This window comes from Hydrogenophaga sp. GW456-12-10-14-TSB4 (genome assembly GCF_059424305.1).
This window is the reverse complement of sequence record NZ_JBWKZH010000030.1, coordinates 28028-41354: the sequence shown is the minus strand read 5'-3', so window position 1 is coordinate 41354 and position 13327 is coordinate 28028. Positions and strand designations below refer to the sequence as shown.

The window sequence follows — 13327 nt, the reverse complement described above, 5'->3', positions numbered from 1 at the left end:
GGCGGCATGAGGGTCAGGCCCGTGCCGGGCTGAGCCCGCCGGCATTGCGCGGCCGCGACAGCGCGGCGAGCACAAAGGTCAGCGCCAGCGTGGGCAGGGCCGAACCGAGCTGTGGCGCGAAATTCGACAGCAGGTGGTAGCAGGCGATGCCCAGCACCCACAGGGCGGCGGCGCTCCAGTCCACCGTGCGGTTCGAGCCGATGGTCGCGCCCGAGCCCAGGCGGCCCAGGATCACGCCGTAGAGCGGCACGAACACCGAGCTGAGCAGCAGCAGGAAGGGTTCCAGCGTGTGCATGGGCAGCAGCAGCGCGAGGCCGGTGCAGACCACCGCGAAACCCAGGCCGGCGGCGCGGATGCTCCAGCGCGGGCGCAGGCTGTGCACCGAGACCGCGCCCGAGTGCGCGTCGCCGTAGGCGTTGTCCATTTCGTCGAGCAGGATCAGGCCGAGCGCGATCAGGCCGCCCTGCGCGAGCAGCAGCGAGCCCACCAGGTTGGTGCCCGGTTCCACCGTGCTGACCACCAGCACGCCCAGCGCGTAGCACCAGATGTTGGCCAGCGCATAGCCCAGCCAGGTGCCGCCCAGCGTGCTGGCGGTGCGCTTGCCGTGGCGCGCGTAGTCGGCCACCAGCGGCAGCCAGGACACCGGCATCGCGATCACCAGGTCCATGGCCGAGAACAGGCCCATGCCGCCCGCACCCGGGCGGTTCCAGAAGCCTTCAAAACCTTGCGCCTGCAGGCGCGTGCCGAACTGCCAGGTGAGCCAGGCCAGCGAGGCGATCACCAGCGGCAGGCCGAAGCGGCTCACGAAGCGGCGCACCAGCGTGAGCATGGAGCCGGCCATGAGCGCGGTGAGCACGCCGCCCCAGAGCAGCGTGGCCAGCAGCTTGCCGCCGGTGCCGTCGAGCAGGCCGCCGGGTTCGGCGCCCAATGCCTGCTTCAGGATGGCGACCGTGCCTTCCTGCATGATGACCAGCTCGAAGGTGGTCCAGCCGACCAGCTGCGCGATGTTGAGCAGCACCGGCAGGCGCGCGAAGGCGCTGCCGTAGGTGGCGTGCATCAGGCCGGCGCTGGACAGGCCGGTCTGGCAGCCCAGGCGCGCCGTCCAGGCCAGCAGACCGGCACCGATCAGCGAGCCCAGCACGATGGCGATGACCGCGTCGCGCGTGCCCACGGCGGGCACGAGGTAGGCGCCGATCTGCATCACCAGCAAGCCGGTGCCCAGGCTGAACCAGAGGGCGGCGTGTTCGTGGAAGTGGAAGACCCGGTTGCCTTGCGGCACGGGGGTCAGGGCCTGGTTGGCCGGGGAAGGGTTCATCGACATGGAAACGCTCCAAGCAGTGTTGAAGCAGGTGGGCTGGGCCGGATGCCCTGCGGCGCGGTGCGGCGGCGGTATCCGGCCTGCTTCCCTGCGCGAGGATTACCTCAATCAGGTTCAAAGGGACTCTCTCAGTCGCACCCGGGCGGAAAACCCGGGGCAACACCCCTAGCGGATGCGCCAGCAACGGCGCGGAACGAAGTATACGGCTCAGGCCCCGATCGCCTGGGGAACCCACTGCATGACCTGGTCGAGCGCCACCTGGGGCGTGTCCAGGTGGCCGCCCGGGACTTCCAGCAACTGTGTCTTCGGGTTCGCCGGCAGCTTGTCGACGTAGTAGGCGCGCACGCGGGTGAACAAGGGGTCCTTCTCCCCGACCGCGGTGAGCACGGGCAGGCCCGGCGGCAGCTTCGGTGCGGTCACGCCCATGTCGGCGTCCGACTCGGGGTCGAAGTACGAGAGGAAGTTTTTCGCCGTGGTGATGACGGGTTGTTGCCGGCCCTGGTTGATGTCCATGAAGCGCTGGCTTTCATCGCCCTTGCCGGCGGCCACGAGCTCCCGTGCGGTCTGGATGCTGTCGCGCACCGCCGTGAGGCTGGGCAGGGTGAAGTAGCCCTGCGGCACGTGGCCCGGGGCGAGCAGCACCAGCGCGTGCGCGGTGCCGCCGCGCGCGGCATGGCTCATGGCGGCCGGCACGCCCATGCTGTGGCCCATGAGCACGATGCGCGTGGCGCCCTGGTCCTGCAGGGCCTTCACGTGCTGGGCGATCTCGGCCATGGCGCCGTCCCAATGGCCTTGCAGGTAGCGGTTGCGCGACCAGGGCATGTCGGGCAGCGAGACGAGCCAGCCCTGCTTTTCCATCGCCGTCTTCACGGGCCCGTACTGTGGGCTGGCCGGGCCGCCCGGGTTCTTGCCGTGCAGCATCAGCACCCCGATGCGCTCGGCCGCCAGGGCGGGCCGCGCGAACAGGGGCAGCAGGGCGAGCGAAGCGAAGGAACGGCGTTTCATGGGACTCCTCGACGGACAACGGACAAGAAAAAGCCCCGCGAGCGGGGCTTTCACGGGGCGGGGGATCAGGCCAGCGAATCGGCCCAGATGTTGCGCGCCCAGGCCATGGCGTACTGCCCTTCGAGCTCGCTTGCCGCGCTGGACAGGCCGCCCGAGCCGGGCACCGCCAGCATGGTCTTCTGCGCCGCGTCGTACTTGTGCACGCTGGCCACGTGCACCACGTCGGTGGCGGTGACGAAGCTGTAGCAGGTGTTGGCGTAGATCGGCAGCGAGGGCGCTTCCTTGCCCTGCAGCAGCGAGACCACGGCGGCCGCGCAGGTCTTGCCGTGCTGGTTGGCCATGTGGCCCGACTTGGGCATGCCGGGCGCGATCTGGATTGCATCGCCGAGCACGTGGATGTTCTTCGCGGCCTTGGACTCGAAGGTCAGGAAGTCCACCTCGCACCAGCGCGCGTTGGCGGTGGCCAGGCCGGTCTTCACGGCGATGTCGCCCGCGCGCTGCGTGGGCAGCACGTTGGCCACGCCGGCCTTGAAGTCGTCGTTGAACTCGAACTTCAGCGTGTTGGTGGCGGCGTCCACGTCCACCACCTTGTGCTTGGGCCGGTACTCGATGAGGCCCTTGTAGTGCTCGTCCCAGGCCTTCATGAACAGGCCCTTCTTCGAGGTGATGTCGTCGTTGGCGTCGAAGATGATGACCTTGCTCTTGGGCTTGGCTTTCTTGAAGTAGCTTGCCACCATGCAGGCGCGCTCGTACGGGCCGGGCGGGCAGCGGTAGGGTGCCAGCGGGATGGACAGGGCGTACACGCCGCCGTCGGGCAGGGCTTCGAGCTGCTGGCGCAAGGCCACGGTCTGCGGGCCGGCCTTCCAGGCGTGCAGCACCTTGTCGGTCGCGCCGGGCTTGGCCATGCCGGGCAGGGTGTCCCACATGAAGTCGATGCCGGGCGAGAGGATCAGGCGGTCGTAGGGCAGCTCGCCACCGCTGGCCAGCTTGACCGTGCGCTTGGCCGGGTCGATGCTGGCCACCATGTCGCGCACCACCTTCACGCCGTGGCGCTTGCTCAGGTTGTCGTACGGCGTGGTGATGTCGGCCATGGTCTTGTGGCCGCCGAGCACCAGGTTGGAGATGGGGCAGGAAACGAAGGCCGCGTTGGGCTCGACCAGGGTCACGTCGATGCCGTGGTCCGAGAACAGGCGGACGTACTTGGCGGCGGTGGCGCCACCATAGCCGCCGCCGACCACGACGACCTTGGCGCCGCTGCCGGTGGTGGCGCAGCCATTCAGGAGACCCAGGCTGGCGACGGCCGAACCGGCCCCCAGCGTTTGAACGAATTGACGGCGTTGCATGGTGTGGGCTCCTTACTTCTTCTGGGCGGCGAAATAGCCGGCGATGTCGGCCAGCTGTTCATCGGTGTAGCCCTTGGCGAGCTGGTGCATGATGGTCGCGGGCCGCTTGCCGGCCTTGAAGTCCAGCAGTTTCTGCAGCAGGTCGTCCTTGCCCTGGCCGGCCAGCGCGATGGCGCCGGGTTGTGCGCGGCCATCGGTGCCGTGGCAGTTGGCGCAGGCCGCGGCCCACACCTTGATCTGATTGACCTGGGCTTGCGCTCCCATGGCGGCGGCGCAGAGCACGCCCGCCGCCAGCCATTTCATTGTTTTCACCATCGTGATCTCCAGTGGGGTGTTGAAATGTAAATGCATCCAAAACTGTAGCAGACGGCCCCTTCTGCGCCTATCTATCAGCCATTGCGAATATGTAAATTCTTCATCCTAGCAGTGCGTCCGGGGGCCCTTCAGCGTGAAAACCCTAGGCCGGCCGGTACAGCCAAAAGCGATGACCCCGGGCGGCTTTTGGATTGGCGCGCGAAGGCCATGCCAAGAAGAATCCACCTCGCCAACCAACGCGGGGTCGCGGATCTGCGCAGCCCCAATCACGAACAAACGAGGAGACATTCAGCGTGAAGCACACAACCAGACTGGCCGACCTAAGCTGGACCGAGGCTCTCAGCGAGCGCCGCTTCGGCCTGCTCGCGCCGCTGCCGGTGGTGGTACCCTGGAGCGAGCCGACGGTGGGCATCACCCGCCACCACGACTGGAAACCCACCGAAGTACAGGACGCCTTTCTCAAGAGCCTCAGGCGCAACGCCGACGCCATCGCCGGCCGGCCCTGAGCCGCCCGCGCCTTTCCCGCCCCCATGACCTCAGCCCTTCCCTCGGCGCCGCCCGAGCCGTCCGACGTGGCGGCCCTGCTGCGCATCGTTCCCTTCCGCCTGCTGCTGTGCGCGCGCGTGGCCTGGACCATCGGCATCCAGATGGTGCTGGTGGCCATCGGCTGGCAGATGTACGACATGACCCGCGACCCCTGGGCGCTGGCGCTCGTGGGCCTGTACCAGTTCCTGCCGGTGCTGCTGCTCACCCTGCCGGCGGGCCTGGCGGCGGACCGCTGGAGCCGCTCGCGCATCATGGCGCTGTGCCTGCTGCTGCAGGCCGTGATGGCGGCCGGGCTTTCGCTGGGCTCCTGGCTCGGCGGGCTGGGGCGCGAGCACCTGCTGCTGGCCTCGCTCGCGCTGGGCGCGGCGCGGGCGTTCCAGATGCCGGCGCTGCAGGCCACCACGCCAACCACGGTGCCACCGCGCCTGCTGAGCCGCGCCATGGCGGCCTCGTCCACCGGCTCGCAGGCCAGCGTGATCGTCGGGCCGGCCATCGGCGGCATGCTGATGGTGCTGGGCATCGAGGTGGTCTACGCCACCTCCACCGTGCTGTGCGTGGTGGCCATGCTGCTGGTGGCGCGCCTGCGCATGGTGCCGCGCAAGGCCGTCTCGCGCGGGGCCTCGGTCGACGACCTGTTCGCCGGCGTGCGCTTCATCGCGCAGCGGCCCATCATCCTGGGCGCGATCCTGCTCGACCTGTTTGCCGTGCTGTTCGGCGGCGCGATCGCCCTGCTGCCGATCTACGCGCGCGAGATCCTGGAGGGCGGCCCCGGCATGCTGGGCTGGCTGCGCGCCGCCCCGGCGGTGGGCGCGCTGGCGATGTCGCTCTACCTGATGCGCAACCCGCCGTCCACGCGCGTGGGCTTCAAGCTGCTGCTCTCGGTGGCAGTGTTCGGCCTGGCCACCATCACCTTCGGGTTGTCCAAGCTGTTCTGGCTTTCCATGCTGGCGCTGATGGTCAACGGCGCGGCCGACATGGTCAGCGTGGTGATCCGCCAGACCCTGGTGCAGCTGGAGACGCCCGACGAGATGCGCGGACGGGTGAGCGCGGTCAACTCGGTGTTCATCGGCGCGAGCAACCAGCTCGGCGAGTTCCAGTCGGGGGCGGCGGCCACGCTGGTGGGGCCGGTGGCCGCGGTGGTGCTGGGCGGCTCGGCGACCTGCCTGCTGGCCTTGCTCTGGCGCCGCTTCTTCCCGCAGCTCGCGCGCCGGCAGCGGCTCGATTCGCGCGGGTGAACCGCCACGGCGGGGTGCAGCAAAAAGCGATAGCGCGCCGCCACTTTGGGTTGGGGCACCGCCTCAGGTTGATCGATTGGCCGCTGCGGTGGTGCTGCCGGCGCCGAGGCACAACCCCGCGGGACCAGCAGCGCGCGTGCGCGGTATTTCATGTCTCCAGCTCCTTAATTGATGTGATTTCGACGGTAAAACCATCGAAATTCATTCTAGGAAGCACCTGCGGATGGCCCACATAGGAAAGCGGGCGCACACGATCGGTTCTTGCTGTGTCGAATACGGGTTTACACTAATCCGAATATCAGCAATCACTCATATAGTTCCCCATCCCAAGGCGACAGGCCATCGCCCACCCCACAAGGAAATCCCACCGTGTCCAAAGACCTGAGTGACGTCATCGGGCGCGTTCTGCCCGCCCCGGAAAACCACCTGAGCACCGAGAAGCTGGAGCAGGCGCGCAAGGCCCGCCGCAGCTTCATGGGCAAGGCCCTTGCCATGGGCGCAGGCGCCGTGACCAGCGCCGCTGCCTCCACGCGCACCCTGGCGGCCGAAGGCGAAGAAGCCATCCTCAAGCTGCCCGCGCACAGCACCGGCCTGGGCCAGCCCGTGGCCACGCTGGGCTACGGCCTGCCCAGCAAATGGGAAGGCAACCTGCAGCGCCGCCAGAGTCCGGGCCTCACGCGCGTGCCCCAGGCCTCGGTGAGCTTCACGCCGCTGCAAGGCCTGTTCGGCATCATCACGCCCAGCGGCCTGCACTTCGAGCGCCACCACCAAGGCTGGTGGGACATCGATCCCTCCCAGCACCGCCTGATGGTCAACGGCCTGGTCAAGCGCGAGCGCGTCTTCACCATGGACGACCTGATGCGCCTGCCCAGCGTTTCGCGCATCCACTTCATCGAATGCGGCGCCAACTCCGCGCCGGAGTGGGGCAACGTGGCGCTGCCCTCGGTGCAGTACACGCACGGCATGGTGAGCTGCTCCGAGTTCACCGGCGTGCTGCTCTCCACGCTGCTGGAGATGTGCGGCTACGACAAGAAGAACGGCAAGTACGTGCTGGCCGAAGGCGCCGACGGTTCGTCGATGACGCGCACCATCGACATCGACCGCGCGATGGACGACTGCCTCGTGGCCTGGGCCATGAACGGCGAGATGCTGCGCCCCGAGAACGGCTACCCGCTGCGCCTGGTGGTGCCGGGCATTCAGGGTGTGAGCTGGGTGAAGTACCTGCGCCGCCTGGAAGTGGGGGATCAGAAGTGGGCCACCAAGGACGAGGCGGTGCACTACATCGACCACATGCCCGACGGCACGCACCGCCAGTACACCGGCATCCAGGAGTGCAAGAGCGTGATCACCACGCCCTCGGGCAGCCAGACGCTGCTGGACAAGGGTTACTACAACGTGACCGGCCTGGCCTGGTCGGGCCGGGGCGCGATCAAGCGGGTGGACGTGAGCACCGACGGCGGGCGCAACTGGCGCACCGCGCGGCTGGAAGGCCCGTTGCTGCCCAAGGCGCTGACGCGCTTCAACATCGACTGGGTCTGGGACGGCAAGCCCGCCGTGCTGCAGAGCCGCGCGATCGACAGCACCGGCTACGTGCAACCCAAGATCAACCAGTTGCGTGCCGTGCGTGGCACGCGCTCGATCTACCACCAGAACGCCATCCAGTCATGGCGGGTCGCCGAAAACGGTGAAGTCTCCAACGTGCAGGTGTTCTGATGAAGCCGTTCCTGAAAACCACGATCCTCCTGGCCGCCGCGCTCGCGGCCGGCACCGCGCTGGCGCAGGGCAAGCCCTGGCACGAGCTGGGCCGCGACGCGACCCAGGCCGAAGTGAAGGCCTGGGACATCGACGTGCGCCCCGACTTCAAGGGCCTGCCCAAGGGCGCCGGCAGCGTCGCGCTGGGCGAGCAGGTGTGGGAGGCGCAGTGCGCGTCCTGCCACGGCAGCTTCGGCGAATCGAACGAGGTGTTCACCCCCATCGTGGGTGGCACCACCAAGGCCGACATCGAGCGCGGCCGGGTGAAGAACCTCGAGCCCGGCAGCATCTTCCCGCAGAAGACCACCATGATGAAGGTGGCCACGCTCTCCACGCTGTGGGACTACATCAACCGCGCCATGCCCTGGAACGCGCCCAAGACGCTCAAGACCGACGAGGTCTACGCTGTCACGGCCTACCTGCTGAGCCTGGCCGAGGTGGTGCCGGCCGACTTCACGCTGAGCGACCAGAACATCGCCGAGGTGCAGAAGCGCATGCCCAACCGCAACGGCATGGTGTTCCACGAGCCGCTTTGGAAGCTCGAAGGCAAGGGCGACGTGAAGAACGTGGCCTGCATGAAGGACTGTCCGGTGGAGTCGACGATCCGCTCCTCGCTGCCGGACTTCGCGCGCGACGCGCACGGCAACATCCAGGAGCAGAACCGCGTGATCGGCCCGGTGCGCGGCGCCGACACCACCAAGCCGCCGCCCAAGGGCCCGGTGGGCAGCGGGCCCGCGCCCGCCGCCGTGGTGGTCGCGGCTGCGCCGGCGGTGAAGGACCCCAAGGCCCTGCTCGGTGCCAACAGCTGCACCGCCTGCCACGGCATGACGAACAAGATCGTGGGCCCGGGCTTCACCGAGATCCTGGCCAAGCACAAGGGCAAGGCCGATCTGGAGGCCTACCTGACGGGCAAGATCCAGGGCGGCAGCTCGGGCGTGTACGGCGCCGTGCCCATGCCCCCGCAACCCCAGCTCAGCGAAGCCGACGCCCGCTCGATCGCGCGCTGGATCGCCAGCGGTGCCAAGTGAGGGCCATTGGCCGTTCGGGCAGCGGCCTTTCGGCACCGAAAGGTATGCTTCTAAATATTTGCATTTACTCGTAAACCCCATTCCCCCCACGACAAGGAGACCTTACGCTATGTCCATGAAATCGATCCTGCTGTGCCTGGCAGCATCCGGCGCGCTGTGGAGCGCGGGTGCCCACGCCCAGGACGCCGTTGCCGCCAAGGCACTGGCGACCAAGAGCGCCTGCATGGCCTGCCACGCGGTGGACAAGAAGCTGGTGGGCCCGGCCTTCAAGGACGTGGCCGCCAAGCACAAGGGACAGGCGAATGCGCTCGACGCCGTGGCGGCGCGCATCAAGTCCGGCGGTTCGGGGACCTACGGCCCGGTGCCCATGCCCCCGCAGCCGAGCCTGAAGGACGACGAGCTCAAACTGCTGGCCGGCTGGATCCTCGCCGGCGCCCCCGACAAGTAAACTTCGACCCATTTTTTTCCATTTTCACCAGGAGCTCCCCATGAACAACTCACGCCGAGTCGCCCTCAAGACCACCGGGGCGTTCGCCACGCTCGTGTCGCTGGGCCTCATCACCCAGAGCCAGGCCCAGGCCGCCGTGGACCGCGCCGGCTTCGAGGTGAAGACCCTGGCCGAGGCGCTCAAGGCCGTGGGTGGCACGCCCGCCAACAGCGACCAGGTCACAGTGGTCGCACCGGACATCGCCGAAAACGGCGCCGTGGTGCCCGTGGGCGCCACCAGCAAGCTGCCCAACACCACCGAGATCTACCTGATCGTCGAGAAGAACCCGATGCCGCTGTCGGCTGGCTTCATCATCCCGGCCGGCACCGCCGCCGACGTGCAGACCCGCCTGAAGATGGGCCAGAGCAGCAACGTGATCGCCGTGGTCAAGGCCGACGGCAAGCTCTACTCGGCCACCAAGGAAACCAAGGTCACGCTGGGCGGTTGCGGCGGCTGATCGCCCCCCGAACCCGACGTCCTTTCAAGCCAACCTTTCACAGATACCCAGGAGTCCATCATGGCCGATCCGATGCGCATCCGCGCCGCTCTCGCCGGTGACGAAACCACCGTTCGCATCCTCATGTCCCACGTCATGGAGCCGGGCACGCGCCGCGACGCGGCCGGTGCCCTCATTCCCGCCCACTTCATCAAGGAAGTGGAAGCCACGCACAACGGCAAGGTCGTGCTGAGCTCGCTGTTCACCGGCTCGGTGGCGCAGAACCCGTTCCTGTCGTTCAAGTTCAAGGGCGCCGCCAAGGGCGACAAGGTCACGGTGAAGTGGGTCGATACCAAGGGCGACACGCGGACCGACGAAGCCACCATCGCCTGAGCACCGCGCAGGCACAAACGGCCAGCCTTCACCGCCTGGCCGTTTTTTGATTTCTCACCACGATAACGAGGAGACCCCATGAAACACCACCTTTCCCGTCGCCTGCTGGCTGTGGCGGCCCTGTCGGCCGGACTGGGCGCCGCGCACGCCCAGGACGCGACCGCCGAAGGCATCGCGAAGTACCGGGAGATGCTGCAGGACGGCAACCCCGCCGAACTGTTCGAGATGAAGGGTGAAGAACTCTGGAAACAGAAACGGGGTCCGAAAAACGCATCGCTGGAGCAGTGCGACCTGGGCAAGGGCCCCGGCGTCATCAAGGGCGCCTTCGTCGAGATGCCGCGCTTCTTCAAGGACACCGGCCGCGTGCAGGACCTGGAGACCCGCCTGATCACCTGCATGGAAACCCTGCAGGGCTTCAACGGCGCCGAGATCGCCAAGACGCCGTTCGGCCGTGGCGAGATGGCCAACGTGACGGCGCTGGCCACCTACGTGGCGACCGCCTCCAAGGGCATGCGCTTCAACCTGCCGCAATCGCACGCGCAGGAAAAGCTGATGTACGAAGCCGGCAAGCGCATGTTCTTCACGCGCGGCGGCACGCACGACTTCTCGTGCGCCTCCTGCCACGGCGAGAGCGACAAGCGCATCCGCCTGCAGGACCTGCCCAACCTCACCAAGAACCCGGGCGACGGCATCGGCTTCGCCGCCTGGCCGGCCTACCGCGTGTCCAACTCGCAGATGTGGGGCATGCAGCTGCGCCTGAACGACTGTTTCCGCCAGCAGCGCTTCCCCGAGCCCAAGTTCGGCAGCGACGCGACCATTGCACTCGGTGTCTACATGGGCGTGAACGCCAAGACCGCCGAGTCCATCGTGCCCGCCATCAAGCGCTGAACCGGAGACACCGAACATGAACAAGAAACTTGCATTTGCCCTGCTGCCCGTGGCGGCCCTCGCGCTCTCCGCGTGCACCGTGTCGCCCTCGGCGGCCGAGTACGACAAGGCCACCGCCGACATCATCAAGAACTCCTTCCAGGACCGCGGCATCGCCAAGGTCGACCGCCTGGTGCAGGACGACGCCAACCGCGAATGCGCGGCCGCCGACGTGGCCGGCAAGACCATCGACCCGACTGTCGCCAAGGCCATCGAAGCGGCCAACATGAAAACCGTGAAGTGGCCCAGCGACGGCAAGTTCCTCGGCGACTGGAAAGAGGGCGAGAAGATCGCCCAGAGCGGCCGCGGCATGACCTGGACCGACAAGGCCGGCGACCCCAACGGCGGCAACTGCTACAACTGCCACCAGATCAGCAAGGAAGAGATCTCCTTCGGCACCCTGGGCCCGAGCCTGTACAACTACGGCAAGCTGCGCGGCGTCACCGACCCGAACAGCGCCGGCGGCAAGGCCATCGTGGAGTACACCTGGGGCAAGCTCTGGAACTCGCGCGCCTACAACGCCTGCTCGCAGATGCCGCGCGTGGGCCACATGGCCATCCTCAACGAGAAGCAGCTCAAGGACGTGATGGCCCTGCTGCTCGACCCGGCCTCGCCCGTCAACAAGTGAGCAAACGGGCCCCGGCTGCGCAGCGCAGCCGGGGCCCTTCAAAAAAATTTCGCTCAAATATCAGTCATCAGTTATTCATCAAGGAACGAAATGAGTTTCAGTCGCCGTGAATTCATGCAGGTGCTTGCCGTGGCCAGCGCCACGGGCATGGCCCTGAACCACCGCGATGTGCTGGCCGCCGCGCCCGGCGCGGCTGAAAAGCTGTACGAGGTGCCGACCTTCGGCAACGTGAGCTTCCTGCACTTCACCGACTGCCACGCCCAGCTGCAGCCGATCCACTTCCGCGAACCCAGCGTGAACCTCGGCGTGGCCGACGCCGTGGGCCGCGCACCGCACATCGTGGGCGAGAAGCTGCTCAGGCACTTCAACATCAAGCCCGGCACCGCGAGCGCGCACGCGTTCTCGTACCTCAACTTCAGCCAGGCCGCGAAGACCTACGGCAAGGTCGGCGGCTTCGCGCACATGGCCACGCTGATCAAGCAGCTGCGGGCCAGCCGCCCGCACGCGCTGCTGCTCGACGGCGGCGACACCTGGCAGGGCTCGGCCACCTCGCTGTGGACCAACGGCCAGGACATGGTCGACGCCTGCAAGCTGCTGGGCGTGAACATGATGACGCCCCATTGGGAGTTCACCTTCGGCGCCAAGCGCGTGCAGGAGATTGTGGAGAAGGACTTCAAGGGGAACATGGAATTCCTCGCGCAGAACGTCAAGACCACCGACTTCGAGGACCTCGTGTTCAAGCCCTACGCGCTGCGCGAGATGAACGGCGTGCAGGTGGCCGTGATCGGCCAGGCCTTCCCCTACACCCCCATCGCCAACCCGCGCTACATGGTGCCCGACTGGACCTTCGGCATCCAGGACGAGCACATGCAGAAGATGGTGGACGAGGTGCGCGCCAAGGGCGCGCAGGTCGTCGTGGTGCTCTCGCACAACGGCATGGACGTGGACATCAAGATGGCCTCGCGCGTGCGCGGCGTGGACGCCATCCTCGGCGGTCACACGCACGACGGCATGCCCGCGCCCACCATCGTGAAGAACGGCGGCGGCCAGACGCTGGTGACCAACGCCGGCTCCAACAGCAAGTTCGTCGGCGTGCTCGACTTCGACGTGCGCGGCGGCAAGGTGCAGGACTTCCGCTACAAGCTGATGCCCGTGTTCTCCAACCTGCTGCCGGCCGACGCCGAGATGCAGGCCTTCATCGACAAGGTGCGTGCGCCCTTCAAGGACAAGCTCGACGAGAAGCTCGCCGTCACCGAAGAGCTGCTGTACCGCCGCGGCAACTTCAACGGCTCGTGGGACCAGGTGATCTGCGACGCGCTGATGCAGAACAAGGGCGCCGACATGGCCTTCTCGCCGGGCGTGCGCTGGGGCACCTCGCTGTTGCCGGGTGACACCATCACCTACGAGCGCATGATGGACCAGATGGCCATGACCTACCCGGCCACCACGCTCAACGAGTTCACCGGCGAGCAGATCAAGACCATCCTCGAGGATGTGGCCGACAACATCTTCAACCCCGACCCCTACTACCAGCAGGGCGGCGACATGGTGCGCGTGGGCGGCATGCAGTACACCGTCTCGCCCAAGGCGGCGATGGGCCAGCGCATCAACAACATGACGCTCAAGGGCAAGCCGATCGAAGCGAACAAGACCTACAAGGTCGCGGGCTGGGCCTCGGTGCAGGAAGGCGCCAAGGGCGAGCCGATCTGGGACGTGGTCTCGGGCTACCTGCGCGACAAGAAAGTCATCAAGGGCGTGAAGATCAACACCCCGCGCATCGTCGGCATGGACGGCAACCCTGGCATCGCGGCCTGATCCGCGGCGACGCAAGGCAAAAAGCCCTCCACCCGCAACCGGGTGGAGGGCATCAAACCCATGAAGAGTAGGAAGTAACGAAAGCGGGATGACGGCGAT

At 67.3% G+C, this 13327-nt stretch carries 14 protein-coding genes and 1 riboswitch; of the genes, 10 read left to right on the top strand and 4 right to left on the bottom strand.

Annotated elements, in window-relative coordinates:
* Positions 1–13 precede the first annotated feature (13 nt).
* The 4 genes from AC07ZS_RS15880 to AC07ZS_RS15865 form a co-directional block, all read right to left on the bottom strand.
* Positions 14–1315 (bottom strand): purine-cytosine permease family protein, encoded by a 1302-nt coding sequence (locus AC07ZS_RS15880; RefSeq protein ID WP_494799523.1) that lies wholly within the window; start codon positions 1313–1315, stop codon positions 14–16.
* 71 nt (positions 1316–1386) lie between these two features.
* A riboswitch (TPP riboswitch) is annotated at positions 1387–1495 on the bottom strand.
* A 30-nt stretch (positions 1496–1525) separates the two neighbouring features.
* A complete protein-coding gene (locus AC07ZS_RS15875; protein ID WP_494799492.1) occupies positions 1526–2323 on the bottom strand; it encodes an alpha/beta fold hydrolase in 798 nt (265 codons plus the stop codon).
* A gap of 65 nt (positions 2324–2388) precedes the next feature.
* Entirely contained in the window at positions 2389–3666 is a 1278-nt protein-coding gene (locus AC07ZS_RS15870; protein ID WP_494799491.1) for an FCSD flavin-binding domain-containing protein, read from the bottom strand.
* A gap of 12 nt (positions 3667–3678) precedes the next feature.
* Positions 3679–3981, bottom strand: coding sequence for a c-type cytochrome (locus tag AC07ZS_RS15865; protein WP_494799490.1), 303 nt, complete (start codon positions 3979–3981; stop codon positions 3679–3681).
* 293 nt (positions 3982–4274) lie between these two features.
* On the opposite strand from AC07ZS_RS15865, the gene AC07ZS_RS15860 reads away from it, so the two are divergent.
* The 10 genes from AC07ZS_RS15860 (at position 4275) to soxB (ending at position 13228) form a co-directional block, all read left to right on the top strand.
* Positions 4275–4487: a hypothetical protein gene (locus AC07ZS_RS15860; protein WP_494799489.1), complete on the top strand. Its 213-nt coding sequence runs from the start codon at positions 4275–4277 to the stop codon at positions 4485–4487.
* A gap of 24 nt (positions 4488–4511) precedes the next feature.
* The gene (locus AC07ZS_RS15855) at positions 4512–5762 is read left to right on the top strand and encodes an MFS transporter (RefSeq protein WP_494799488.1); all 1251 of its coding nucleotides are present in this window, start codon (positions 4512–4514) and stop codon (positions 5760–5762) included.
* A 369-nt stretch (positions 5763–6131) separates the two neighbouring features.
* On the top strand, positions 6132–7475 hold the full coding sequence (soxC, locus tag AC07ZS_RS15850) for a sulfite dehydrogenase (RefSeq protein ID WP_494799487.1): 1344 nt from the start codon (positions 6132–6134) through the stop codon (positions 7473–7475).
* Positions 7475–8542, top strand: coding sequence for a c-type cytochrome (locus AC07ZS_RS15845; protein WP_494799486.1), 1068 nt, complete (start codon positions 7475–7477; stop codon positions 8540–8542). The genes soxC and AC07ZS_RS15845 overlap by 1 nt, the downstream gene beginning before the upstream one ends.
* Before the next feature lie 115 nt (positions 8543–8657).
* Positions 8658–8990 carry a c-type cytochrome gene (locus tag AC07ZS_RS15840; protein WP_494799522.1) on the top strand — a complete coding sequence of 111 codons (333 nt, stop codon included), beginning with the start codon at positions 8658–8660 and terminating at the stop codon, positions 8988–8990.
* 40 nt (positions 8991–9030) lie between these two features.
* Positions 9031–9486, top strand: coding sequence for a thiosulfate oxidation carrier protein SoxY (gene soxY / locus AC07ZS_RS15835; RefSeq protein WP_291121225.1), 456 nt, complete (start codon positions 9031–9033; stop codon positions 9484–9486).
* 60 nt (positions 9487–9546) lie between these two features.
* The gene (soxZ, locus tag AC07ZS_RS15830; RefSeq protein WP_297395023.1) at positions 9547–9858 is read left to right on the top strand and encodes a thiosulfate oxidation carrier complex protein SoxZ; all 312 of its coding nucleotides are present in this window, start codon (positions 9547–9549) and stop codon (positions 9856–9858) included.
* Between the two features lie 78 nt (positions 9859–9936).
* Positions 9937–10746 carry a sulfur oxidation c-type cytochrome SoxA gene (gene soxA / locus AC07ZS_RS15825; RefSeq protein WP_494799485.1) on the top strand — a complete coding sequence of 270 codons (810 nt, stop codon included), beginning with the start codon at positions 9937–9939 and terminating at the stop codon, positions 10744–10746.
* Positions 10747–10762: 16 nt separating this feature from the next.
* Complete coding sequence (gene soxX, locus AC07ZS_RS15820; protein ID WP_494799484.1) at positions 10763–11413, top strand: sulfur oxidation c-type cytochrome SoxX; 651 nt, start codon at positions 10763–10765, stop codon at positions 11411–11413.
* Positions 11414–11503: 90 nt separating this feature from the next.
* Complete coding sequence (gene soxB / locus AC07ZS_RS15815; protein ID WP_494799483.1) at positions 11504–13228, top strand: thiosulfohydrolase SoxB; 1725 nt, start codon at positions 11504–11506, stop codon at positions 13226–13228.
* Positions 13229–13327: the final 99 nt, after the last annotated feature.

Coding starts and splice junctions, on each gene's coding strand:
- AC07ZS_RS15880 (WP_494799523.1), bottom strand. CDS start 1,315: ATGAACCCTTCCCCGGCCAACCAGGCCCTGACCCCCGTGCCGCAAGGC.
- AC07ZS_RS15875 (WP_494799492.1), bottom strand. CDS start 2,323: ATGAAACGCCGTTCCTTCGCTTCGCTCGCCCTGCTGCCCCTGTTCGCG.
- AC07ZS_RS15870 (WP_494799491.1), bottom strand. CDS start 3,666: ATGCAACGCCGTCAATTCGTTCAAACGCTGGGGGCCGGTTCGGCCGTC.
- AC07ZS_RS15865 (WP_494799490.1), bottom strand. CDS start 3,981: ATGGTGAAAACAATGAAATGGCTGGCGGCGGGCGTGCTCTGCGCCGCC.
- AC07ZS_RS15855 (WP_494799488.1), top strand. CDS start 4,512: ATGACCTCAGCCCTTCCCTCGGCGCCGCCCGAGCCGTCCGACGTGGCG.
- AC07ZS_RS15845 (WP_494799486.1), top strand. CDS start 7,475: ATGAAGCCGTTCCTGAAAACCACGATCCTCCTGGCCGCCGCGCTCGCG.
- AC07ZS_RS15840 (WP_494799522.1), top strand. CDS start 8,658: ATGAAATCGATCCTGCTGTGCCTGGCAGCATCCGGCGCGCTGTGGAGC.
- soxY (WP_291121225.1), top strand. CDS start 9,031: ATGAACAACTCACGCCGAGTCGCCCTCAAGACCACCGGGGCGTTCGCC.
- soxZ (WP_297395023.1), top strand. CDS start 9,547: ATGGCCGATCCGATGCGCATCCGCGCCGCTCTCGCCGGTGACGAAACC.
- soxA (WP_494799485.1), top strand. CDS start 9,937: ATGAAACACCACCTTTCCCGTCGCCTGCTGGCTGTGGCGGCCCTGTCG.
- soxX (WP_494799484.1), top strand. CDS start 10,763: ATGAACAAGAAACTTGCATTTGCCCTGCTGCCCGTGGCGGCCCTCGCG.
- soxB (WP_494799483.1), top strand. CDS start 11,504: ATGAGTTTCAGTCGCCGTGAATTCATGCAGGTGCTTGCCGTGGCCAGC.